This window comes from Streptococcus cristatus, assembly GCF_003943515.1.
GTDB lineage: Bacteria > Bacillota > Bacilli > Lactobacillales > Streptococcaceae > Streptococcus > Streptococcus cristatus_D.
This window is the reverse complement of record NZ_RJPT01000002.1, coordinates 80,695-105,896: the sequence shown is the minus strand read 5'-3', so window position 1 is coordinate 105,896 and position 25,202 is coordinate 80,695. Positions and strand designations below refer to the sequence as shown.

The 25,202-nt window shown below is 42.5% G+C and carries 18 protein-coding genes; 13 read left to right on the top strand and 5 right to left on the bottom strand.

Annotated features, from left to right (window positions below):
- Positions 1 to 2: 2 nt before the first annotated feature.
- On the top strand, positions 3 to 878 hold the full coding sequence (locus tag D8791_RS04030; protein WP_125446365.1) for a sensor histidine kinase: 876 nt from the start codon (positions 3 to 5) through the stop codon (positions 876 to 878).
- 41 nt (positions 879 to 919) lie between these two features.
- Here D8791_RS04030 and D8791_RS04025 read toward each other — a convergent pair whose 3' ends face one another.
- The 3 genes from D8791_RS04025 to pabB all read right to left on the bottom strand — a co-directional run bounded on the left by D8791_RS04025 (position 920) and on the right by pabB (position 4,665).
- Positions 920 to 1,684 (bottom strand): ABC-2 transporter permease family protein, encoded by a 765-nt coding sequence (locus D8791_RS04025; protein ID WP_125446364.1) that lies wholly within the window; start codon positions 1,682 to 1,684, stop codon positions 920 to 922.
- Positions 1,681 to 2,610: an ATP-binding cassette domain-containing protein gene (locus D8791_RS04020; protein ID WP_125446363.1), complete on the bottom strand. Its 930-nt coding sequence runs from the start codon at positions 2,608 to 2,610 to the stop codon at positions 1,681 to 1,683. The genes D8791_RS04025 and D8791_RS04020 overlap by 4 nt, the downstream gene beginning before the upstream one ends.
- Positions 2,611 to 2,943: 333 nt before the next feature.
- Positions 2,944 to 4,665, bottom strand: coding sequence for an aminodeoxychorismate synthase component I (gene pabB / locus D8791_RS04010; protein WP_125446362.1), 1,722 nt, complete (start codon positions 4,663 to 4,665; stop codon positions 2,944 to 2,946).
- A 131-nt stretch (positions 4,666 to 4,796) separates the two neighbouring features.
- Between pabB and D8791_RS04005 the strand changes: the two genes are divergently transcribed.
- From D8791_RS04005 to D8791_RS03950, 12 genes are all read left to right on the top strand, one after another.
- Positions 4,797 to 5,138 (top strand): insulin activator factor, encoded by a 342-nt coding sequence (locus D8791_RS04005; RefSeq protein ID WP_185760552.1) that lies wholly within the window; start codon positions 4,797 to 4,799, stop codon positions 5,136 to 5,138.
- Positions 5,139 to 5,245: 107 nt separating this feature from the next.
- On the top strand, positions 5,246 to 6,346 hold the full coding sequence (locus tag D8791_RS04000; RefSeq protein ID WP_125446360.1) for an AI-2E family transporter: 1,101 nt from the start codon (positions 5,246 to 5,248) through the stop codon (positions 6,344 to 6,346).
- 576 nt (positions 6,347 to 6,922) lie between these two features.
- Entirely contained in the window at positions 6,923 to 9,985 is a 3,063-nt protein-coding gene (locus D8791_RS03995) for a DEAD/DEAH box helicase family protein (protein ID WP_125446359.1), read from the top strand.
- Positions 9,985 to 11,589, top strand: coding sequence for an HsdM family class I SAM-dependent methyltransferase (locus D8791_RS03990; protein ID WP_125446358.1), 1,605 nt, complete (start codon positions 9,985 to 9,987; stop codon positions 11,587 to 11,589). The genes D8791_RS03995 and D8791_RS03990 overlap by 1 nt, the downstream gene beginning before the upstream one ends.
- On the top strand, positions 11,582 to 12,799 hold the full coding sequence (locus D8791_RS03985; RefSeq protein ID WP_125446357.1) for a restriction endonuclease subunit S: 1,218 nt from the start codon (positions 11,582 to 11,584) through the stop codon (positions 12,797 to 12,799). The genes D8791_RS03990 and D8791_RS03985 overlap by 8 nt, the downstream gene beginning before the upstream one ends.
- 50 nt (positions 12,800 to 12,849) lie before the next feature.
- On the top strand, positions 12,850 to 13,683 hold the full coding sequence (locus D8791_RS03980) for a hypothetical protein (RefSeq protein WP_005591212.1): 834 nt from the start codon (positions 12,850 to 12,852) through the stop codon (positions 13,681 to 13,683).
- Complete coding sequence (locus tag D8791_RS03975; RefSeq protein ID WP_005591211.1) at positions 13,658 to 14,071, top strand: hypothetical protein; 414 nt, start codon at positions 13,658 to 13,660, stop codon at positions 14,069 to 14,071. Before D8791_RS03980 ends, D8791_RS03975 begins: the two co-directional genes overlap by 26 nt.
- 155 nt (positions 14,072 to 14,226) lie before the next feature.
- Positions 14,227 to 14,565 (top strand): type II toxin-antitoxin system RelE/ParE family toxin, encoded by a 339-nt coding sequence (locus tag D8791_RS03970; RefSeq protein ID WP_125446356.1) that lies wholly within the window; start codon positions 14,227 to 14,229, stop codon positions 14,563 to 14,565.
- Complete coding sequence (locus tag D8791_RS03965) at positions 14,558 to 15,643, top strand: HigA family addiction module antitoxin (RefSeq protein ID WP_125446355.1); 1,086 nt, start codon at positions 14,558 to 14,560, stop codon at positions 15,641 to 15,643. The genes D8791_RS03970 and D8791_RS03965 overlap by 8 nt, the downstream gene beginning before the upstream one ends.
- A gap of 377 nt (positions 15,644 to 16,020) precedes the next feature.
- Positions 16,021 to 18,273, top strand: a complete 2,253-nt coding sequence (gene metE, locus D8791_RS03960; protein WP_125446354.1) for a 5-methyltetrahydropteroyltriglutamate--homocysteine S-methyltransferase — start codon at positions 16,021 to 16,023, stop codon at positions 18,271 to 18,273.
- 103 nt (positions 18,274 to 18,376) lie between these two features.
- Positions 18,377 to 19,255, top strand: a complete 879-nt coding sequence (metF, locus tag D8791_RS03955; protein ID WP_125446353.1) for a methylenetetrahydrofolate reductase [NAD(P)H] — start codon at positions 18,377 to 18,379, stop codon at positions 19,253 to 19,255.
- A gap of 166 nt (positions 19,256 to 19,421) precedes the next feature.
- Positions 19,422 to 22,451 carry an ATP-binding protein gene (locus tag D8791_RS03950; protein WP_125446352.1) on the top strand — a complete coding sequence of 1,010 codons (3,030 nt, stop codon included), beginning with the start codon at positions 19,422 to 19,424 and terminating at the stop codon, positions 22,449 to 22,451.
- 78 nt (positions 22,452 to 22,529) lie between these two features.
- Here D8791_RS03950 and hutG read toward each other — a convergent pair whose 3' ends face one another.
- Both hutG and hutH read right to left on the bottom strand, forming a co-directional pair.
- A complete protein-coding gene (gene hutG, locus D8791_RS03945) occupies positions 22,530 to 23,519 on the bottom strand; it encodes a formimidoylglutamase (protein WP_125446415.1) in 990 nt (329 codons plus the stop codon).
- Between the two features lie 141 nt (positions 23,520 to 23,660).
- Positions 23,661 to 25,202, bottom strand: coding sequence for a histidine ammonia-lyase (gene hutH / locus D8791_RS03940; protein WP_185760550.1), 1,542 nt, complete (start codon positions 25,200 to 25,202; stop codon positions 23,661 to 23,663).

Sequence of the window (25,202 nt, the reverse complement as noted above, 5' to 3'; positions counted from 1 at the left end):
CTATGTGGTGGATTCCATGTGTATTGATAATCCTGTTCTTACTAGTATTTCTCGTTCGCTATCATCTGACGATTCGTAGTCTGACCAGCCAGATCCGTGACAAACGTCGTACAGGAAGTCAGGTTCGCTTGACCTTGAGAGATCAAGCTCCTAGTCTAGTGGCTCTGACTGACGAGGTGGAGCAGCTTTTTCAGGAAATTGATAAGATGTCCTTTGTGACCCAGCAGGAAAAGAAAACCTTGGACATGGCCATCAGCAATATTGCCCACGATATCCGAACGCCACTGACCATTGCTAGTGGCTATACGCAACAGCTACTCAAAGACGCTGATAAGGAGCAGATGGACCAGCAGTTGCAAAAGATTGCGGATAATCTAAGTATGGTATCCAGACGCTTGGAGGCTCTGATGGAATACCGTCGCTTGATGGAAGGAGCCATTCGACCAAAGTTGCAGCGGGTAGATCTATCCCAGCTGGTCACCCAGCAACTCTTTGCCTACTATGATGCCTTTCAGCGAGCAGGGATAGATTTAGAGGTGGATTTGTCTGAAAATCTGTTTCTGGAAACGGACAGTGATATCTTTGATCGAATCGTCCAGAATATGCTCAGCAATGTCCTCAAACATGGTCGAGAAACAGCCAGCATCAGTCTGAAAAATGAAGGACAAAAGGTTATTTTTCAGGTCAAAAATAAGGTTCAGAAGCCTATTTTGCATCTGGATAAACTAACCAATCGTTTTTATTCTGAAAATCTCTCCAGTAGTGAGGAATCGTCTGGGTTGGGCCTTTATATCACCCAGCAGCTGGTCGAAATCTTAGGTGGTGACTTGACCATTCAAGCAGAGGACGATTGGTTTGAATTGATTGTGGCCTTATAAAAAAGAATCAGCTAGTCAGAAGATTAGCTGATTCTTTGGTTTTAGAGATCTTTTTTCTTGAAAATGAGGAGGCTGCTGCCTAGGAAGAAGACTGCTATGGCAATCGCTACCAAACTAGCTTTCATAACTACAGCAGGATCTGCAGCCATCTCTATTCCAAATTGTAAGGTTAAATAGCGGAACCATTCTATATGAGGATAGAGCAAGACTGGAAAGATGAGCAGGGCGCTTCCGACAAAATAGGTAATAAAGACCGCAGCAATAGAATGACTAAGATAGAGTACGAAGGACACGATACCAATCCAAGCGATGGTCACAATGAGTTGGACGAGAATGGTTAGTAAAAATTGGCCAAAGAAGCCTGTCGGAGCTGTCCCAATTCCATTGATAGAGCTAGCGATGATGAAGGATAGACCTAGCAAGAGGATGAATTGGAAGATGGCGACAACAAAGGAGACCAAAGTTTTAGATAGGAAGAACTCTGTCCGTGAAATACCGTGAGCGAGGCTGTTTTTATAAAGCTTACGGGACAAGTCCACACCTAATAAGAGGCAGACGACAATGAGAGTGAAAAATATAATACTGTCAGAATTTCCAGAGAAATGGGCAAGAGCCTTGATACCCGTCATTTTTACTGGTACTTGCTGAGTGATGTTTTGTCCATCCGTTGAGATGGATGTTCCAAATCTGCTGGTAACCTTATAGAGGACGCTGAGCAGGATATTGGCTAGTAAAACGAACTCGGTAATCCAAAAGCCCTTGGAGTGGAAGAGACGGTAAAAGTCAGCGCGAACGGTTTGAATCATGATAGACCTCCCTTGTTTTGATCAAGTAAATCTGTAAAGAAATTTTCGAGATTTTGCCGTGCATAGTAGATTTCTTGAATGACTAAGTCAGCTGTGGCTAGCTCTTTTACGATATTGTTGATGTTGTGCGAATGGGTAAAGACATGGATTTCATTTTGTGCATTGACCACCTTGATGCGGTAGCCTAATTGATCTTGGAGCAGTTGGCTGGCTTCCTCCAAATGATCCGTTTTCAAGACGATATAATCTTCGCTTTGCTCTTCAAATTCAGACTTGGAAATTTCCTTAATCATGCGTCCTTGGTCAATGATGCCAAAGCGCGTAGCGACTAGATAGAGCTCGGATAGGATATGACTGGAAATAACAAAGGTCATGCCCAGCTCTTCATTGAGCTTTTGGACAAGCTGGCGGAATTCCTTGATGCCGACAGGATCTAGTCCGTTGATAGGCTCGTCTAAAATCATCAGATCTGGCTTGGATAGGAGGGCGATAGCGATGCCTAAACGTTGCTTCATCCCGAGGGAGAAGTCACGAAATTTCTTTTTGCCAGTGTCCGTCAGGTCTACATAGTTGAGCGTTTCTTGGATGGCCTTATCGGCATTAGGAATCTGACGGAGTTTGCAGTAGTAGCTGAGATTTTCGTAGGCGGTCAAGTGGTTGTGGGCAACGGGCGTTTCAATGACCGAGCCGACCCGCTTGAGGGCTTGTGTCCATTCGGCCTGGTTGCTGGAACCAAAGAGAGACACGGTTCCGTTGCTGGCATGCATCAGCTGGGTCATGATTTTGATCAGAGTGGTTTTACCAGCCCCGTTTTTACCGATGAGACCGTAGATATCTCCTTTTTTGATGGTCAGATTGACATCGCTCAGAGCTTGCTGCTGGCCGAACTTTTTGCTGACCCCTTGTAAAACTAAAATATTTTCCATGGTTTTACTTCTCCTTTTTGAATTATCTTTGGAAATCCTTTCCTCACTACCTAGTATATCGGACACTTATTAAGTATTCATCAAGCATTTCTAAAATATTTCTAAAATCTTGAAATAGCAGGCATACTTCTTGTCTCAGTGGACTGCAACCTATAGAAAAGAGAGTGGGACAGAAATCGGTAATTGGTTAGAATTCGATTTCGTCGTCCCACCTCCGCACAGTTGAGTAGGGCTGTAAAAGCTGATGAAACCAGCCTAGTAGAGCCCACTCAACCACTGCGTCTTGCTCGACAATCCAAAGACAATTGAGAGGCTAGGACTTTTGTCCCAGCCTCAATCATCTATTTCTAATTCATAAAGGCCTCGTAGCGCGTTGCAGGCGTAGATTTTTTCTGCTGATTTTAAGTCGTCTAGGCTGAGAATTTTTTCTGTGACCTGACCTGTTGCCAAGAGATGCTGGCGGTAGATACCGTTTAAGAGACCTAGCTCGACTGGTGGCGTGTAGAGGTGACCATCCAGCTGGAGAACTAGGTTACCGATGGAGCTTTCCAGTAGCTGGCCTTGGGCATTGTAGTAGATTTGCTCTTGCTGGCCTAGGCTTAGGTGTGGCCGATAGCTGGTTTTAAAGTAGGTGAAAGGCTGCTGTAAGTTGGCATTTTGTGGAACGAGAATAGCCTTGCAGAAAGCTTCTGGGAGTGCTTGCAGCTTTTCTAGCTGGCAGGTCACTTTTCTAGATTTGGCGATGGAGATCCGCAGGCGGTAGTCTGTGCTTGGATCCAGTTTTGCTAGACTTTGGTTCAATTCTGCCTTCAGTTTTTCCTCATCAAATGGATAAGCAAAGTAACGGGCAGATTCTCGTAGACGCTTCAGATGTTGGTCTTGGAAGGTCAGGCTGCCTTGCTCAATCTTTCCTGTCGTAACTAGGTCAAATTGGGGATTTTTCCGATAAAGAACAGCTGATTTTTGCTGAGTTTCGATATACTCGGATTCCCATGTACTATCCCAAGTGATGCCGCCACCGACACCATAGATAGCCTTGCCATCCTCAAGCTGAATGGTGCGGATGGCCACGTTGAAAATCCGTCTCTGGTCTGGCAAACAGATACCAACCGTACCGCAGTAGACACCTCGGGCGGCTTTTTCTGTCGCCTTGATGATAGCCATGGTCGAAATCTTTGGAGCGCCTGTGATAGAGCCACACGGAAAGAGCGCATCAAAAATTTCTTCTAGGCCAATCTCAGGTCGCAGCTGGCTCTTGATGGTGGAGGTCATTTGCCAGACTGTAGAGTACTGCTCGACCTGACACAGCTGCTCGACTCGCTCGCTGCCAATCTCTGAAATGCGGTTCATGTCGTTGCGTAGCAGATCAACGATCATCATATTTTCCGCTCGATTTTTAGGATCCTGACGCAGCCAGTCCGCCTGTTCCAAGTCCGCAGCGACTGTTAGGCCGCGATTGGTAGTCCCTTTCATCGGCCGAGTTGTCAGCTCACCTCGGTGCTCCTCGAAAAAGAGCTCAGGACTGATGGACAAGATTGCCTGTTCGTCATGCTCTACATAGGCATTGTAGGCGGCATTTTGCTCAACGACCAGACGGTTGTAGATAGCCCAGCTGTCTTGCGGATTAAGCTCTGCGCCTAGCTGCAGGGTGTAGTTGACCTGATAAGTATCGCCCTGACGGATATGATGGTGAATGGTCCCGATGGCCTTTTCATACTCTTGCTCAGCCGTCAGGCTCTGCCATTGCGCTGGCATTTCGACCTCGTCATAAGCCAATGGGAAAGGGGCTTCATCAGCTCTATCATGAATGGTAAAGTAAATCAGGTACTCGCCCAGTAGAGGGGCTTTGTGGACCTGGAGTTTTTCCTCAAAAGCAGGAGCCGCTTCGTAGCTGACATAGCCGACTGCATAAAATCCCTTTTTCTGCCAGTCCTCGACTTCTTGCAGAATCGCTCTGACTTCGGCCAACTCGCGCGTTTTGAGCTCTTTGATGGGGTGGCTGAAAATCAAGCGCCTACCCAGTTCTTTAAAATCAATAATCGTTTTCTTGTGCATGAGTTTATTGTATCATAAGATAATTTGAATGAAAACGAATTTATCGGATGAGACAATGTTTATTTTATAATAGTTGACAGATTAGTAAGTGTGTCGGTATACTAATTTAAAAAAGAAAGAATGATATGCTTATGAAATCAAACAAATTGCTATGGATAAATGGAATTGTTGGCATTTTAGGAGGCCTACTGATCATTTACGCTTCTTCTAATAGATGGCACTGGGAAATTATCCATTTAGTTCCTAAACTAATAGAAAACCCTGGCTGGGGCGATATGGTTATATTGACCAGCTGGCTGCTTTTGGGACTTTCTATCGTCGGAATGTATCACTATAGCAACGACCCAAGAGTCAATAAGACGAGTCATGAGCTTCTATTCTGCGCCTCTGTCATGGGATTTATTCCTTTTCTAGCTATATTTGCAGGCCTTCTATCCATAGGAGCTGGGGTTCTCTATCTTCAAGATTTTTAAAAATTTAAGAGTGATGGCAAAGTTGACTGACCCATATTTCCTCCTGCTCGAAAGGCCTTGAAAATTATGATAAAATAAGGAAATGACAAAACTATAAAGGAAGTCTTATGAAAAAAATCAATGAATCCTATAAACTCATCGTCTTTGCGGCGCTTGCTCTGGCTCTGGTTCTCTATATCGGGAACATCTGGTCGGGCCTGCAAAGCCTGACGTCGGTATTTTCACCCATTATCTTGGGTGGAGTCCTAGCCTTTATCTTTAATGTCCCGATGAAGAAGCTGGAAGACCTTCTAGATAAATGCCGTGTCCCTCAGAACTTGCAGCGCGGTTTGGCCTTGGTTTTGGAGGTGCTGATTTTAGCTCTCATTATGACGGGGATTGTCTCTATTGTCGTGCCGACCCTGACCACAGCGGTCAATCAGTTGAGCGCGACCATCGGAAAGGTAGCGCCTCAGCTAGCCAAGTGGCTGCAGCAGTCTGGCTTGCTTTCCTCTAGCCAGCTGCAAGATTTGACCAAGCAACTGCAAAACAGCGACATTGTCAACCGAGCCATCTCTCTTCTGGGCAGTCTGACAGGCAATATCTCTGCCATTTTTGGCAATTTCTTCTCGGTCATCATGTCTATTTTTCTCATGTTTGCCTTCTTGAGCAGCAAGGAGCATTTGCAGACGATCACTAGTCGTCTCTTGCAGGTTCTGCTTCCTGAGAAGGCCGTGAAACGTCTATCCTATGTCGGTTCTGTCCTTGTTGAGACCTATGATAAGTTTCTGATGGGGCAGATGATTGAGGCTGTCATTGTCGGTGTTTTGGTCTTTATCGCCTACTCTCTGACAGGTCTTCCTTATGCGGCCTTGACAGGGGTTTTGGCCGGAGTGCTCTCTTTCATCCCCTACATTGGGCCTTTCTCGGCTTGTGCTCTGGGCGCTATCTTTATCTTTACCGACAGCCCTTGGAAAGCCCTTCTTTCTATCGCAGTCTTTCAGCTGGTGCAGCTGATTGAGGGCAATATCATCTATCCGCGCGTGGTCGGCCAGTCCGTCGGTCTCCCAACTCTCTTTACCTTAGCCGCAGCCCTGATTGGGGGTAATCTCTTTGGCTTGGTTGGCATGATTTTCTTCACGCCTATCTTCGCAGTTATCTACCGCTTGGTCAGAGAGTTTGTTGTGGAGAAGGAGGAGAGGAATGCCGAAGGGGAGACAGATAGATGAAAAAATGAAGTTTATGGGCTTCATTTTGATGACTGCTCTGTTCTTGCCTTATACTAGCTACTTTTTAACAAGCTCCTCAAAGAAAGTGTCATAAAAACCGTTTGTTCCAAATTCCATCAACTATTAAATGATTGTAAGAGAAAAGAAATTATCTTTGACAATGTTTCTGCAGTTTGCTTTTCTTTATCTGGAGACTTCTATTTAGGTATATTTAAAAAGTTTATAAATGCCCCCAAAAAGTTAGATACAAAAATCTAACTTTTTGGGGTGTTTTATTATGACATTTACTTATCTTATAAGGACAAAGGTCGACCTATAGTCTACGAAAACAAGGAATCGGCTCTTAGATACTTAATCCGATTTATGAAACGTCACGAAATAGAAAATGTTAAGAATGGGGAAATTCTCACTATTCTTCTGAATTGAAGAAATAAATAATAGACGAAAGATTTGACTTGCTACAGAAGGGGAAGTAGATGATGGGATTCTAACTTTAAATGTGTTACAATGAGATTAGTATAGAATTTGGGAATATCATGATATGAATATTTTAATTAAAGTATAAGAAGGTTTTTAATGGCAAAACGAAAAGATTTTTCTGAATTAACGAGAGTACAAATCCCAGCAGCACTGCACTTGATGCGACTGGGTTATACTTACCTGCCTCACAATGGTAAGATTTTAAATGAAAGAGATCCTGAAACAAATATTCTGGTATCTGTTTTTAGAGACCAATTTTTAAAATTCAACAATTATGCAACTGATGAAGATGTTGACCGAGAACTGAGTAATATTAAGTTGGAACTAGATCAAAATGATTTGGGGCGTTCTTTCTTTAAACGATTGCAAGGTCAGGAAAATACCGTATATATTGACTGGGAAAATCCAGAAGCTAACACCTTCCATCTGGCACTGGAAGTGACCTGTCACAATGGTCAGGATGAGTTCCGTCCAGATGTAGTTGTGTTTATCAACGGACTCCCCCTTTCTTATATCGAAGTCAAACAGCCAAATGCTATCCGAGATGGCAAGACGGGGATTCAGTCAGAGCAGGATAGAACCCGATATCGTTTTGAGAATCGCAAGTTCCGTCGCTTCAATAACATTACTCAATTGATTGCGCTCTCTGATAATTTGCTTTATATCAATGGACAGGGACAGCAAAAACAGGGTTCCTATTACGGTTCAAACGCCTATTCAAAAACAAAATTTAATGCTTTCAAGGAAGAAAGAGAAGTAGATTTTCTGCATTCAATTGGACCTTTAACAGACGAACAAATTGACTTCGTCCTTGAAGATATGAAGCGCTTTGCCCTCAAATCTCAACCCGAGTTTACAACAAACCTAAACCATGATACACCGTGTAATGCCTTTCTCTCATCTTTGTATACCAAAGAACGCCTGCTCTTTCTACTTCGTTTTGGTCTGGTCTATGTAGAAGAAGAGAGCAAGGATGGCCAGATGCAACTACAGAAGCACGTTATGCGTTATCCTCAGTATTTTGCGACCAGAGCTATCGAGGAAACGATCGCAAAGGGTATCAAGAAAGGGGTTATCTGGCATACACAAGGTTCAGGTAAGACTGCCCTCGCTTTCTTCAATATCCGCTATCTAACCAACTATTTTTCAAAACAAGGAATAGTCCCTCAGTTTTACTTTGTCGTGGATCGTTTGGATCTGGCAGACCAAGCCTTTAAAGAATTTACCAAACGAGGGCTCAAGGTTAAGCGAATCAAAAGCCCTCAAGAGCTCAATCAAAAACAAGATGGCTATGACATAGCCGTTGTTAACATCCAGAAGTTCAAAGACGATTCTGACCTGACAGACCGCTCTGGTTATGATCTAAATCGCCAAAACATATACTTTATTGACGAGGCCCACCGTTCCTACAATGAGCATGGTTCCTATCTACCAAATCTCTATCAAGCAGATACCAATGCTATCAAGATTGCTTTGACGGGAACGCCTCTCATCACCTATAAGAAAGACGGAAAAACAAAAGAAAATCATGCGACAACACGCGATATCTTTGGAGATTACATCCATAAATACTACTACAACCAGTCTATCGATGATGGCTTTACCCTACGCTTGATGCGAGAAGATATCGAGACTTCTTATAAAGACAATCTCAGATCCATCAATGAAGAGATCCAACGTGGCGGGTTGTCCAAGGAAGATATCTTTGCTCACCCTCGTTATGTAGAACCTATGTTAGACTTTATCATCGAGGACTTTAATCGTGCACGTGATGTAATTTTTGATGATCAGACGATTGGTGGCATGATCGTCTGTGACTCTTCCAAGCAAGCCCGTGAGCTCGAAAGACAGTTGGAAGAACGCAGACAAAATGGCAGTACCCAGCTGACTTCTGTCCTTATCCTCCATGACGAAGGAGACAAGGAAGAAAAGAAAGACAAGGTAGATGCCTACAAGGAGGGCAAGATTGATCTCATCATCGTCTATTCCATGTTATTGACTGGTTTTGATGCTCCACGCCTCAAGCGGCTCTATCTGGGGCGTAAGATCAAGGCCCACAATCTCCTTCAAACCTTGACACGGGTCAATCGTCCTTACAAGGACTATCTCTTTGGCTATGTCATCGACTTTGCAGATATCTCAAAAGAGTTTGACAAGACCAATCGTGCTTATTTGGAAGAACTTAACCAAGAATACGATATCACTCTGACAGGAGAAAATGGCGAGGATATCTTTGGTTCTCTCTTTGTGCCAGCAGATGAGATTGCGCAAGAGTTGAGCAAGACCAAGCATGTCCTCCTGGACTATCCGACGGAAAATCTGGAGTTCTTTTCACAGGCTATCAATGACATCAAGGATAGAAAGCAGTTAAATGAGCTACGGAAAGCCCTAGAGTCGGTCAAGCAGTACTATAACGTTGCACGCTTACTGGGCTATGATCAATTGCTCCAGCAGATCGATATCGCACAGATTGCAACCCTGCTCAATATCATCTCTAGACGCTTGCTGACCCTGTCCTTGATGGATAAACCAGACGAGTTTTCAAGCCGTACCCTTCTAAACTTAGCCATGTCTGAAACTAGTTTTAGCTTTATCAAGATTGCTGAGGAAGAGCTCCGTCTTGCTGCCAATGACTTGGACGACTTAAAACGCCGAGTCGCTGGAGGAATCCAAGGCCAACGTGATGAAAAAGATCCCGAGTGGGTCTCTCTCTACGAAGAATTCCAGCGCATCATGAAAAAACACTTGATCCATGGGCAAGAAGGCTTCACCATGGAAAATATCAAGGAAACCCAAAAAGACTACGAAGAACTCTTTAAGTCCGTGGAGGACTATCGTACTCGTATGAGACGCCTAACCATGAACTTTAACGGAGATGAGATGGCAGCGCGTTCCTACAAGCATGTGACCCACTCGACCATGGTCAGTGACTTCCCTGCTATCTACCATGTCATCAAGGGTTCTAAAGTCAGACTAGACCGTAAAATCGGTCAAAACCAAGGAGTGCTCGATAACGAGGACTTCCTCAAGAAAATGATTCGAGAAGAAGCTCGGATTGAAATGAAAACCCACCAATCTGCAAGTGTTTTGACAAGAGAGGATTTTAACTATATCGTTGAATCACTATTTGAAGGATATGAAGAGGAATACCAACACTAATGAATGAAACATACAAGGTTCAAGTCCAAGACTTGGTAGATGATTTAAAAGCCGTCTTTACCCACGCAGGACTAGGAGGGGAAGCGGGGGAATACAAACTCCTCACCCAGTCCTTCCTCTACAAATTTTTAAATGATAAGTTTTTATATCTAGCACAGGTGCTAGATGCAGGGAACACCTATGAAAACTTGTTGACCATGAGTGAGGAAGACTATGACTGGCTCTTAGAGGATATCGGTACCAGCACAGCCTGGCTCAAGCCAGACCAGTTGATCGAAAGTCTCCACCGTCAGCAAAACGAGGCGACTTTCTATGAGATTTTTGAAAATATTCTCAACCAAATCGCCATTGATAATAACGATATTTTCTCTGTTCATACGGATGGTGACACAGCTATTCGTCTTTTTGATGAGCGTTTAATTACAGATAATATTTCAGATTCAAGCAAACGTAATCAAGTCGCAAGAGCTATCATCAATCTACTTGCTCGTATCAAGTTTGATGAGACTATTTTTTCACAAGGTTTCGACTTTTTCTCTACCCTCTTTGAGTACATGATCAAGGACTATAACAAAGATGGCGGTGGTAAGTATGCTGAGTACTACACACCTCACTCTGTGGCTAAGATTATCGCTGATATCTTGGTGGGAAATGACCAACCATCAAACGTGCGAATCTATGACCCGTCAGCTGGTTCTGGAACCTTGCTCATGAACCTGGCTAGTCGTATCGGCGTGGATAAGACCACTGTCTATAGTCAGGATATCTCACAAAAATCATCTAATCTCCTCCGTCTCAATCTGATCTTGAATGGACTGCAACACTCTATCCATAATATCGTACAGGGAAATACTATCATCGCCAATCGTCACCCTGAAAAAATGGACTATATCGTCTCCAACCCGCCTTTCAAGTTGGACTTTTCAGAGTGGCGTGACCAAGTGGAGACCTTGCCAGATGCCAGTGAACGTTTCTTTGCAGGTGTGCCGAAGGTTCCAGCTAAGTCTAAGGACAAGATGGCGATTTACGAGCTCTTTGTCCAGCATATCATCTACTCCTTGAAGTCAGATGGTCAAGCAGCCGTTGTCTTGCCAACAGGATTTATCACAGCCCAGTCTGGGATTGATAAGGCCATCCGCCAACACTTGGTGGATAATCAAATGCTGGCTGGTGTCGTTTCCATGCCGTCTAATATCTTTGCGACGACAGGTACCAACGTCTCCATCCTCTTTATCGATAAGAAAAACAAGGGCGACGTCGTCCTCATCGATGCCTCAAACCTTGGAACCAAGGTCAAGGAAGGCAAAAATCAAAAGACTGTGCTTTCTCCTGAGGAAGAGCAGAAGATTGTCGAGACTTTTATCAAGAAAGAAGCCGTCGAGGACTTTTCTGTCACAGTTTCTTATGAGGATATCAAGGATAAAAACTACTCTCTTAGCGCTGGCCAATACTTTGACATCAAGATTGACTATGTGGATATCACAGCAGAAGAGTTTGAAGCCAAGATGACCGCCTTTCAAGACAAACTCTCAGACCTCTTCCAGAAATCGCATGCATTGGAGCAGGAGATTGAAGAGCAAATGAAGGGGTTGAAGTATGAGTGAGTGGAAGTTTTTAACTCTGAAAGAAGCAGAACTAGAGTTTATAGATGGAGATAGAGGAATTAATTACCCTAAGAAATCAGAGTTATTGCTAGAAGGTGATTGTGTTTTTCTAAATACAGGTAATGTTAGACAAAATAGCTTTGATTTTTCTAATTTAGATTTTATTACAAAAGAAAAGGATAATTTACTAAGGAATGGTAAGTTACAAAGAGATGATATAGTTCTTACCACAAGAGGCACAGTAGGGAATGTTGCCTTATATTCTCAAGAGGTTCCGTTCAGTAACATTAGGATTAATTCAGGAATGGTAATAATTAGGGTAAACAAGAATTTCTGGCATCCCTATTTTGTTTATTTGTTTTTTCAATCTCATCTTTTCAAAAAACAAATCAGTAGACTTATATCTGGTAGTGCTCAACCTCAGTTACCAATTTCAATTTTAGAAACTGTTAGTATTCCTCAATTAACATTGGATGAACAGAAAGAAATTATTTTTAATATTAAATCTATTGACCAAAAAATCCAAATTAACAACCAAATCAACCAAGAGTTGGAAGCCATGGCTAAGACCCTCTATGACTACTGGTTTGTGCAGTTTGATTTTCCAGACCAGAATGGCAAACCCTACAAATTATCAGGCGGAAAGATGGTCTATAACCCAGACCTCAAACGCGAAATCCCAGAAGGGTGGGGAGTGGAGAGTGTTGGTAACTTATTAGATAAAGTTACTAAAGCTGAAAAGATTGAAAATAATTCAATTGAATTTATAGGAGAAATACCTGTTATCGATCAGAGTCAAAAATATATTGCAGGTTTTACGAATAATGAAAATGGCTTAATCCAACCTCAAAATGGACATGTAATATTTGGTGATCACACTAGGGTAGTAAAATATATAAATTTTGATTATGCCAGAGGAGCTGATGGCACTCAAGTCTTAATTTCAAAGAATGAGAATATTTCAAATGTATTACTTTATCACATGATTGAAGATTTTGATTTATCAAATTATGGATATGCTAGACACTTCAAATTTCTAAAAGAGAAAATTGTTATAGTTCCTAATAAAGAAGTATCGTCAAAATTTGAAACACAGGCAAATGTTATTTATGAAAAAATTAAGAACAATATTTTTGAAATCCAAGAACTCACCCAACTTCGCGATTGGCTCTTGCCAATGCTGATGAATGGACAGGTGAAGGTGGAGTAGAGGAAATAGCAGTTAGAATTATAAAGTCGAAAGAATTTGAGGGCAAATAAATGTCAGAGCTTACTTTTTCTATATGGAAACCATTTATTAAAAGTGAAAAAAGAGGGGAGCGGTGGTTACAGCCTATTTTAAAGACTTTTGATAAGTTGACCCCATGTGATTTAAAACACGAAAAAGGGTTATATCATCTAGAGGTTGATAAAAATAAGCATTATGTTTTTATAGTTATAGAATCTGGAAAGTTAGAGCCCAGAGATACTACTGTAACGGACTACTATACAAATCAAAAACGCGAAAATCCTAAATCAGAAACGGAGTTGGAGTTTTTGAAGCAATTCTTTGTCTTATTTGATTTAGATAATAATTTATTGTACTTTTCGGATGTGAGACACCGTAATTTGCTAGAAAAAATTCTTAAAGATACGACAGGGGTTGAGTTTAGTATAAAAGGTTTTTACGAAGATAAAGAGGAATTTTTAAAAATATTATCTAGTGTTGATGAAATCCAGTTTACTTCAAAAGATGATATTTTTTCAACTTTATCACAAAAACGCGAAGCTTTATATGATTTATTCGAAACTGATGGTTTAAAAGATATAACTCTGAACGTAAAACTCTCTAGTATGAAAATAAATAACATCAAAGCATTTCTCAGAAAAATTGTAAAAGAGTCTGAGAATCATCAACTTTCTGGTATTTTAATTAGAGGAAACGATGATGCTGGATTTGAACATGTGTTTAACCGTGGTACTTTTATCAAAAAGATTTCAATTAATGTCGAGAAACAACAGGCAACTGGGAAATTTTTAGGTTCAGAGGTAAAAGATATTTTGCTTAAAGAAATAGAGAGTTTGGCAAATGAGAAAGTTACGAAGAAAAGATAGAATTGTTTCTGGTGGTATTTTAGTAGTAAGTCTGTTTGTATCATATTTATTAAGGGACTATGTGCTACTAAATCATAGTGATACGGTATCTTTTATTTCTGTAATCACGGGGTTCTTACTTTCTGCTATTGCTATACTGTATTCTTCTCCTATGAGGTCTGTTTTATATGATAAAAAATCAAACATTTATTCATCAAAATGGGAAGAAATAATTGTTAGATATTTCTATACGTTTGTAGTTAGTTTACTTTATATGATGGAGTTATCTTTAAATATTAATTGTATTCCAAATTTTATCAATGTAGGTTTTTTACTAAGTATTGTAATTATAATAATTATAGTTACTCAAGGATTGTTTAAATTGCTTTTAGTTGAGATAAATGATTAAATTTTTTGAATTTAATTTTTATCATATTACAAAATTTAATGTCGTATTTTTGTATTCATCATCCCAGCCAAATTAACTTTTGGCTGGTTTTTNTTGTCTAAAGATGCTATAATTAAATTACCTAAAAGGTAATTTAATTTAACAGAAAGGGACTTATGAAGCTTATCTATACAAACAAAACTGTTAAAAAGCAGTGCACAGAGCTGAGGCGAGCGAAAAAATATTTTTCGGATAAGGTTGCTGTAAAGTTGCATCAGTTGATCAACTTTTTGGAAGCGGCGGATTCTTTAGCTAGTGTGATCGCTTTTCCTAAATATCACTTTCACCAACTCAAGGGAAAGAGACAGGGACAGTTTGCTTTGGATATAGACGGTCGAAAGAGTTCCTATCGTTTGATTGTAGAATTTCGTGAGGAGGATCTAGAAAAGGTTTTTCCTAGTCCCATTGAAATCGAAATTCTAAAAATAGAGGAGGTCAGCAATCACTATGAGTAATAAAATTGTTGAATACAAAGACCTGATTGCTTTTCATCCAGGTCAGTATGTTAAGGAGTTGATTGAAGATTATAATGTAACGCAAAAAGAATTTGCGGAGCGTTTGGGAGTTTCTGCAAAGACTGTCAGCAAACTCGTCAATGCTGAGGAATCCATTAGTAAGGAAACTGCTCATAAGTTAGCTAAGCTAAGCGGAGTTTCCATGCAAACCTGGCTCAATCTTCAGAATACTTACGATGTAAAGGTTGCAGAGATTGCAGAACAAAGAGAGCTAGAAGAAGGTAGCGAGAAAGAAATCTGTGAGATGATTGACTTCAAGTATTTTAAGGAAGAAGGCTACGTTCCAGACAAACGCTATACCTTGAAAGAAAAGATTGTCGAGCTTCGCAAGATTTTAGGTGTGGCGAATTTAAAAAACCTCACGACTTTCAACCATCTAGTTAGCTACCGTAATACACGTGAGTTTACGCCTAAAAGTATAGTAAACTCCAATATCATGCTGGAGTTGGCATCTAAAAAAGCGCGTGATAAAACGACTACCAAGCTCAATCGTAGAAAGTTAGAGAGAAGCCTACCTGCTTTGAGAAAGTTGACCAGACAAGATCCAGAGGTCTTTCCTCAACGCTTGTCTGACATCTTGCTAGACTGTGGTGTTGTTCTAGTCGGTCTACCTGCTTTGGCAAATGCTAATCTGAATGGCGCTACAAAAAAATTTAGCAATGGTAGTGCCTTGCTATTATTGACAGACCGAAACAAGGCATCCGATATTTTCTGGTTCTCACTTTTCCATGAGATTGGACACATTTTACAGAATGATTTTTCATCTGAAGACGGAAACAGTGACTCATACCGACGTTCTGAGGAACAGGCAGACCAGTTTGCAAAAGATTTCTTGATTAGACCTGAAGACTATCAAACTTTTGTAGAAAAAGGAAACTTTGATAAGTCAGACATCCTTCAATTTGCTGAGGAAATAGATACTCACCCGAGTATTGTTCTAGGAAGATTACAAAACGAGGGCATTCTCAGTTTTGATCGTTTCCGAGAACTAAAAACCAATTATTATTTTGTTTCTTGATTGTTTTGGAAGTCCTAGAAGATGAAAAGATGCTTAAAGTTTAGTATAGTTAGCAGTGGACTCCAATTGATTCGCTCATTTTATTAAAAAGCGATAAGAGAAATCAAAAATATCAAAATTTAGATAACCTATAGTCTTTTCTAATAACAAGTCATAGTTGTTTATAAGAATTAGCGATAGCCTGTTTTAATCTATAAACTAGTATGTAACTTAAAAACAAGCAAAAAAAGGGATTTGAGACATGTGTCTCAAATCTTTTTCTTTTGTATATAATAGTGATATAGTTTTAAACTATATCAAACTCTGGGAAATTCCAATTATACAGAGGGCGGATTTTCTGTTAAGATAGTTTCAACAACAATTTTTGGAGGACGTTTATGTCAACGACTATCATTGGTTTCCCTCGTTTGGGTGAATTCCGCGAATTAAAATTTACAACTGAAAAATACTTTAGAAATGAAATCTCAGCAGACGAACTCTTGGCAGCGGCGAAAGACTTGCGTGCCAAGCACTGGAACATTGTCAAAGAAAAGGGCATCACTGAAATTCCATCAAATGACTTTTCTCACTATGACAACTTCCTCGATGCAGCTTTCCTTTTCAACGTAGTTCCTGCATCTGTTCAAAACTTGGAATTGTCAGACCTTGAGCGTTACTTTGCTTTGGGTCGTGGTTACCAAGGAGAAAAAGGGGATGTTCGTGCCCTTCCGATGAAGAAATGGTTCAACACCAACTACCACTACATCGTGCCTAAATTTGAAAAAGACACTCAAGTTAAATTGGCTGGTCACAAGATTTTTGATGAATTCCAAGAAGCAAAAGAACTTGGATTGAACACTCGTCCAGTCCTTGTAGGTCCATTCACTTTCCTTCAATTGTCAGACTTTGAAGAAGGCGTGAAAGCAGAAGACTTCGTAGACAGCTTAGTGGCTGCTTACCAAGAAGTTTTTGCTAAATTGGCGGAGCTTGGTGCAACTCGCATCCAACTCGACGAAGCGGCTCTTGTCAAAGACTTGACAGCTGAAGAAAAAGCTCTCTTCTTGAACCTTTACAACAAACTTTTGGCTGACAAAAAAGGTCTTGAAGTCTTGCTTCAAACTTACTTCGGTGACGTTCGTGACGTCTACGCTGACCTTGTGAACTTGCCAGTAGATGCCATTGGTTTGGACTTCGTTGAAGGTAAGAAAACTCTTGAACTCGTTAAAGGTGGTTTCCCAGCTGACAAGACTCTCTATGCAGGGATTGTCAATGGTAAAAACATCTGGCGAAACAACTACGAAAAGAGCTTGGCTGTTCTTGAGCAAATCCCAGCTGAAAACATTGTCTTGACAAGCTCATGCTCCCTTCTTCATGTGCCATTTACAACAGCTAACGAAGAATTTGAGCCAGCTATCTTGAACCACTTTGCCTTTGCAGTTGAAAAATTGGACGAACTTCGTGACTTGGATGCTATCCGCAATGGTCAAGGTGCGGAAGCTCTTGCAGCCAACAAAGAACTCTTTGCGACTGAACGTGTAGGTGTCAATGCTGAACTTCGTGCGCGCATTGCAGGATTGACAGACGCTGACTACACTCGTTTGCCAGCCTTCGCAGAACGTGAAGAGATCCAAGAAGAAGCCTTCAAACTTCCAGCTCTTCCAACAACAACAATCGGTTCATTCCCTCAAACTAAGGAAGTCCGTGCCAAACGTTTGGCCTTCCGTAAGGGTGAATTGTCACAAGAAGAATACGATGCCTTTCTTGCTGAAACTATCGACGAATGGATTAAATGGCAAGAAGAAGTTGGATTTGACGTCCTTGTACACGGTGAGTTCGAGCGTAATGACATGGTTGAGTACTTCGGTCAAAACTTGTCAGGTTACCTCTTCTCTAAGAATGGTTGGGTACAATCATACGGTATGCGTGGGGTGAAACCACCAATTATCTGGGGTGATGTGACTCGTCTCAACCCAATCACTGTGAAATGGTCTAGCTACGCACAAAGCCGTACTGACAAACCTGTTAAAGGTATGTTGACTGGACCGGTTACCATCCTCAACTGGTCATTCCCACGTGAAGATATCTCTATCAAGGACTCAACTCTTCAAATCGCTCTTGCTATCAAGGACGAAGTGCTTGACCTTGAAGCTGCCGGCGTGAAGATCATCCAAATCGACGAGGCTGCTCTTCGTGAGAAATTGCCACTCCGTCGTAGCGACTGGTACGAAGACTACCTTGACTGGGCTATTCCAGCCTTCCGCTTGGTACACTCTACAGTTGCGCCAGATACTCAAATCCACACTCACATGTGTTACTCAGAATTTACAGATATCATCCCAGCTATTGACAATATGGATGCGGACGTTATTTCCTTTGAGGCAAGCCGTTCAAACCTTGAAATCTTGGACGAACTCAAAGCGAAAAACTTCCAAACAGAAGTGGGACCTGGGGTTTACGATATCCACTCTCCTCGTGTGCCAAATGAAGGTGAAATCGACCACACAATCGAAGCCATTCTTGCTAAAGTACCAAGCAAGAAAGTTTGGATCAACCCTGACTGTGGTTTGAAAACACGTGGTATTCCAGAAACAAAAGAAAGCTTGATCCGCCTTGTCGAAGCGGCTAAAGCAGCTAGACAAAAACTGAATTAATATTATTTCTACATTTAAACTCAGCTCTGATAAACCTGCAACAAAGCTGTTTGCAGGTTTGTTATAGGCTGCTAGTTAGTAGATTGAAAGGAATTTTATCTCTATGGTGAATCGCCAAACTCCTAGTCTCTCATTTGAAGTATTTCCTCCTAATCCGGCAGTAGGCAATGATAAGATTTTTCAGGCGTTGAGGGAGATGCAAGATCTGGCTCCCCACTTTATCAGTGTGACTGCCAGCAATAATAAATTTGATATTGAGGAGACAACGGTTCGTTTGGCTGAGTTCATCTCCAATGACCTTGAGATTCCAACGATTGCCCATTTGCCAGCTGTTTATCTAACTAAGGAAATGGTGTCCAATATCTTGCAGGCTTTGGATCGTGTTGGGGTCAATCAGATTTTGGCTTTGCGGGGCGATGTTTTTCCAGATGTGGCTCCTAAGGATGATTTTAAATATGCGACTGACTTGATTGAGTATATCAAGACAGAAGCACCACATTTTGACATCATCGGTGCTTGCTATCCAGAGGGGCACCCAGACTCACCAAACCAGATCTCAGATATTCAGAATCTGAAGAAGAAAGTGGATGCGGGCTGCTCTAGTCTTGTCACTCAGCTCTTCTTTGACAATGAACGCTTCTATGATTTCCAAGATAAGTGTACCTTGGCTGGGATCGATGTTCCGATTCATGCAGGTATCATGCCTATTCTGAATCGAAACCAAGCGCTTCGTCTTTTGAAAACGTGTGAGAATATTCATCTTCCGCGCAAATTCAAGGCTATTCTGGATAAGTATGAACATGATCCAGAATCATTGCGGACAGCTGGTTTAGCCTATGCGGTGGATCAAATTGTCGATTTGGTGACCCATGATGTAGCAGGGATCCATCTCTATACGATGAATAATGCGGCAACAGCTTACCATATCTATAAGGCGACCCATGCGCTCTTTAACCATACCCCATCCGTTCAATCTTTTTAAGATGAATGAAGAAACCACTAATCAGATTCATTTGCTGTTTAGTGGTTTTTGTTTATAGGTTTTGATCATTTAGAAGCTGATAAATGATAGAGTCGTTCTTTTCTTGCTTGCTAAAATGTCTTATTTTGTTTATATTAGTTTTATAAGCTTTCTTGGAGGCGTTTACATGACCGAAGATCGTTTGAAGTTGAAATTGCTGGGAAGTCCGAGTGTCTTTCTCAATCAAGAGGAGGTCTTTTTTCCTTTTGCTAAAATCAATGCTTTGCTCTATTATCTCCATATCAATGGAGCAGTCAATCGGGAGGAGATTGCGGGAATCCTCTGGGAAAATAAGGACAATCAGACTGCCAAAAAGAATCTGCGGAATACCATTTATCAGGCTAATAAGCTATTGGGAGGAGAATGGATTATTGCTCCCAACCGGACTGTGCTGTCGCTTAATCCCGAGTGTGCGATTGAAAGTGATGTAGAACTTTTCACGGACCATTCAGCGGAGCATCTGTCGCTCTATCAAGGTGATTTTCTGCAGGGCTTCTATCTCAAGGACAGTGAAGCCTTTGACTATTGGGTGTCCAGGATGCGGACGAGATATGAGCAGCTCTATATCCAGGCTTGCTACCAAAAGTTGGAAAAAGATCCGTTGAATTTGGAGGAATCAGAGCGAAATCTGCGTCGTATGATCAGCATCGATGAGTTTGATGAAAAGAATTATCATCTGCTGATGAAGCTTTATCAGGAGAATGATCGACCTGGTAAGGTGATTGAGACTTATTACAAATTGGTCAATCTCTTGGACAAGGAATTGGGGATTAGCCCGAATGAAGCAATTCAACAGCTGTATCATGAAGTGATGGCCAAGGATCGCAGTGAGCGTAAGATCAAGCAATTTTTACGTAATACGGACCACTTTTTTGGCCGAGTGGATGAAATCAAGCGTTTGGAATCTTATTTTTCTAAGATTTTAGAGAGGCAAGAACCTCGTGCGCTGCTCTTAGTCGGTGGTACTGGTATCGGTAAACGGACAGTGACTCGACAGGTACTGGCTAATCAGACTAAGTATTTCCAGATTGTTATGGCAGAGTGCTTCAAGGAAGAAATGACGGTCGGATTGCAGCCTTGGCGCAGTCTGCTAGATGGCTTGGGTGACCTAGTTATTCAGCATCAGATCCTTTCGACTAGCCAGTGGCAGGTTATTTTGGATAGTTATTTTCCGATGATGGCAAGTGAAGCTTCGGGTCTTGAGCTAAATACAGATCATCTGGCTCGGTTTGTATTGGATATTTTGCAAAAGATTTCTAAGAAAAAGGCTTTGGTGATCTTGGTTGAGGACTGTCACTGGATGGATGAGGCTAGTGTGGCTGTTTTAGAGCAGGTTATGAACCATTTGAGGGATTATCCAGTAGCCTTTGTGTTGACCAAGCATCTGAGTACGCCACCTTATCTTGGCCGTTTTTTCAATCACTTGTTGCTTCGTAGTCAGCTAGACTGCATTGAGTTGCAGCCGCTAGATTTTAAGGCAAGTGTGGCTTATTTACAGGCCCAGACTGAACAGTTAGTCATATCTGAAGAACGGCTTGAGGCTATTTATCGGGTTAGTCAAGGCATCCCTTTCTTTCTGTCGGAGTATGCGGAGCAGCTTTTGCGAGGTGAAAAATTCCAGCCATTAACCTCAGTTATTAAAGCAAAACTATCTCTGAAATTAGGCTATTTGAGCAGCCAGGAGGAGGAATTGGTTGACTATCTGGCTTGCTTTAGTTCCCCTGCTTCGGTAGCGCTCTTAGCTAAGTTGCTAGGCCTATCTGTGGAAGAAGTGGTCGAAATTGCTGAAGGATTTGGGCAAAAACAGCTTTTAATAGGAGAGGAGCAGGAGGAATTGGTTTTACGGTTCAGCCAGGAGCTTTTGCGGATTTATGCTTATGAGCGCTTGCCGCTTGCCAAGAAGCGGATGCTACATCACCAGATTGCCCAAGGCATGGAAGACCAGCTAGGAGCCTCTCTCTATCATGCTCAGTTGCTCAATGACATCGCCTATCACTACAAGCTCTCCAAGCAGCCGATTAAGTCTCTGGAGTATGAGCTGCATTATCTCGAGGCCACCTTGCAGTTTCATCATGAGCTCTTTCCCATTTATTCGCGGGAGTTTGGCTTTATCGAAAAGACGGATGATACTGACCAGTCCGCAGTTTTGGACCAGTTTGACCGTATCCGTCGGGAGATAGAGGGCTTAGAGAGGAAACACCAGAATCACAAAGATTTTCAGCTATTGGTTCTCCGCTTTCTCTATCTGGAAGGGCGCTATGCTATCCGGACGGGGAATTACCAGCAGGGAATGGACAACATCCAGCAGGTGATTGCTTCTGCTAAAGAGCTGCAACAGATGGAGTTTCTCCTAGAAGGCTATCGGCAGATGATTTACTATTGCATCCAGACGGAAAATATCCCTGAGATGCGCTACTATACGGAGTTAGCCCTGGATGCTTCAGTTCAGGCCAATAATCATGAAGCTATTGCGATGAATCTTCGACTTAAGGGGCTTTATCATCTCATGATTGGAGATGAGGAGCAGTCACTCCGCCATCTTTACCAGTCTATCGATTGCTTTAGTTTGACGGCTTCGTTGCGCTCAAAGTATTCGATTCAGATTGCGGCGGCTCTAGATTATCTGGCAGAGATTGAGCAGATTCGTGGGAATTTCACGACAGCGCTGGCTCATCAGAAAGAGGCGATTGAACTGACGGAAAATAAAACAGCAGAGCCTTCGATTTTTGCTTTCTATATAGGCTTGGGGCTGACTTATTATCAGCTAAAAGATTATGAACAGGCGGAGCGAATCTTGCTGAAAGCGAAAGCAGCCCTGAGGTCGCTCAGCTTTCCTTGGAAGGAGACCCAGCTGGAAGTTTATTTGGCCTTGATTGGCTGCGAGAAGGGGGATTACCAGCCGGCGCTTGATCTGCTGCGGAAAAAGGATAGTCTCATTAGTCGCTATGGCAATCCGCGGGACAAAGGCTTGATCTACTATCTGATGGCTGTGATCAAGTATCGCCAGCTAGCTGGTAGCTTGCAGGAAGCTGGTTTTGAAAATTTACTAGCTCAGGACTTTGAAACTTATTATGAAACAGCCAAAAGCCAGCTCAATCCCTACCGGGATCGTCATCAACTAAAGGAATTAGAAAACTTACGTCGAACCTTGTCTTAAGAATTGAACACAAATAAAAGAGGATGAAAGTTATATTCATCCTCTTTTGATGTTTCTAATGAGGTTTTTAAATCCCCATTAGTCATGTACTTGTGCCCAGATTTGGGTCAGGTAAAAGACAAAACTGGCCGCTAGATTAGCCGTATGGTTGTCTATATCGTGAGGGGGAGAGACTTCGACGATGTCAAAGCCAATTAGCTTGCCTGAAGCAGCGATGTGCTGGAAGACCAGCACAGCCAGATTGGGGTCTACCCCCAGCGACTGGATGGCACTGACACCAGGAGCAGCGCCAGCTGCAAAGCAGTCAATATCAATGGTTAAATAAACCTGCTCTTTATCGGCTAGAAAAGCATCAACTACCTTGCAGACTTCCTTGTGACCCATTTGGTAGATATCCATTCCAGTCAGGAACTGGATAGCCTTAGATTTGGCTACAAAGTCAAAGAGAAAGAGATTGTTATTGTGCTCCTGAATCCCTAGGATGAGGTAGTTAAAGATCTGTTTCTGAGCTAAGGTATCATCAAACATCTGACGAAAACCGGTACCGGAGTTGGGGCCCGTCTGATCGTAGGGGCGTAGGTCAAAATGGGCATCCATATTGATCACAGCTAAGTTTTGGTCAGGATTTAGTGACGACTTGAGACCTAGATAGTTGCCGTAGGCTGTTTCATGGCCGCCGCCTAGAACGATGGGACGGAGATTAAGCTCTCGCAGGCGTTTGACTGCTAGCGCCAAGCTTTGCTGCAGTTGTTCCAGAGAGCGGTTAGGTCCGTCAATATCGCCAACGTCAAAGACTCGAACGTTTCTACCTAGATGCCAAGGAAGCTTGGCCAGCTGAGTTCGAATGGCTTGAGGACCTTCAACTGCGCCCACTCGGCCATTATTGATATAGACACCCTTGTCGCTCTTGAAGCCAATCAGGGCAAAGTTTACCCCTTCAAAAGGGGTTAGGCTAGGATCATTTAAGTCCAGAAACTCAATGACCATGCCCCATTTGGCAGTATATAGATTGTCCTCTGGACCTCGCTGATAGTAACGGTTGTCTAGCTGATAGTAATCTTCTAACATAATTTTGTCCTTTTCCATAACGATACTTGCGACTTTATTATAAGAGTTTCCGCTAAGCCTGTCAATGACTTTTGGCGGGAAAAGAAGCCCAGCTGCATGAGAGCGGGCTTCTTATGTTAGCTTTTTACAGAGGCATCAGCTTTAGAACTGAATGCTCAAGTCCACAGCCTTTTCAACGGCTGCTAGGAATTCTTCGTTTTCAATCAGCTTAGAAGCCTTGTTGAGTTCTTCATAGATTTCGATATCCTTGTCAAACTCGATAAAGCGGACATGCTGACGGAAGAGGTCGTAGGCCGGCTTGGTTCCTTTACCAAGTTCATGGTTTTCTGGTTTCAGATCCAGAGCCTGGCAGGCGGCCATGATTTCTGTTGCTACGATGCGGCGAGAATTCTTAAGAATTTCAGCTGCCTTGCGTGCTGCAGTAGTTCCCATGCTGACAAAGTCTTCTTGATTTTCACAAGATGGGATAGAGTCTACGCTGGCTGGATGAGCTAGGACTTTGTTTTCAGAAGCAAGCGAAGCACAAGCATACTGGGTAATCATAAAGCCAGAGTTGAGTCCTGGATGTTTGACCAAGAAGGATGGGAGCTTGCTCAGTTGGCTGTTGACCAGACGTTCCACGCGACGCTCGGATACATTACCGATTTCAGAAATAGCGATACCGAGGAAGTCAAATGGCTGAGCCATTGGTTCTCCGTGGAAGTTACCGCCTGAGATGACATGACCTTCCTTGGTGATGATAGGGTTGTCTGTAACGGAGTTGATCTCAATCTCAACCTTGGTCTTAACATAAGCGATAGAGTCCTTGCTAGCACCATGAATCTGCGGAATACAACGCAGGGTGTATGGATCTTGGACCCGTTGTTGGGTTGCTACAGTCGTATTGCCACTGCCTTCTAGAAGGTTGCGGATATTGCGGGCTGTAGCCAGCTGTCCGCTCTGAGGACGGATGGTATGTAGGTCTTCTTCAAATGGACTGGTAATACCATTGTGGACTTCCATGGAAAGAGCACCAGCGACATCTGACAGTTTAAGAAGCTGGATGGCATCGTAGGTAGCCAGAGCTCCGATACCTGTCAGGACAGTCGTTCCGTTAATCAGTGCCAGGCCTTCCTTGGCTGCTAGAGCAATTTTCTCGATGCCGGCCTTGTCCAAAGCTTCTTGTCCAGAGAGCAATTGGCCTTGATAGTAAGCGCGCCCCAGTCCTAGCATAGGCAGAACCATGTGAGCCAGCGGTGCTAAGTCACCAGAAGCTCCCAAAGAGCCTTTTTCCGGAATGTAAGGTACGACGCCTTTGTTGAGCAATTCTAGAAGTTTTTCGACGGTAGAGAGACGGATACCAGAATAGCCCTTGACCAGAGAATTAATCCGGATTAACATGATCGCGCGGACTGCATCTTCAGGAAGAGGATTGCCAAATCCTGAAGCATGGGTGCGAATCAAGTTTTCCTGCAGTTGAGTTGTATCTTCTGGCGAGATGCTGACATTGCAGAGGGAGCCAAAGCCAGTCGTAACACCGTAGACTACCCGCTTTTCGCGGACGATGTCATCTACGATTTTACGGGAAGCTTCTACAGCTTTCTTAGATTCTTGGTCGATTTCACAGGTGGCTCCATGGCGAGCTACTGCAATGACATCTTCTAAAGTAAGGTGTTCGCCATCCAAATTGATTACATGTGTCAT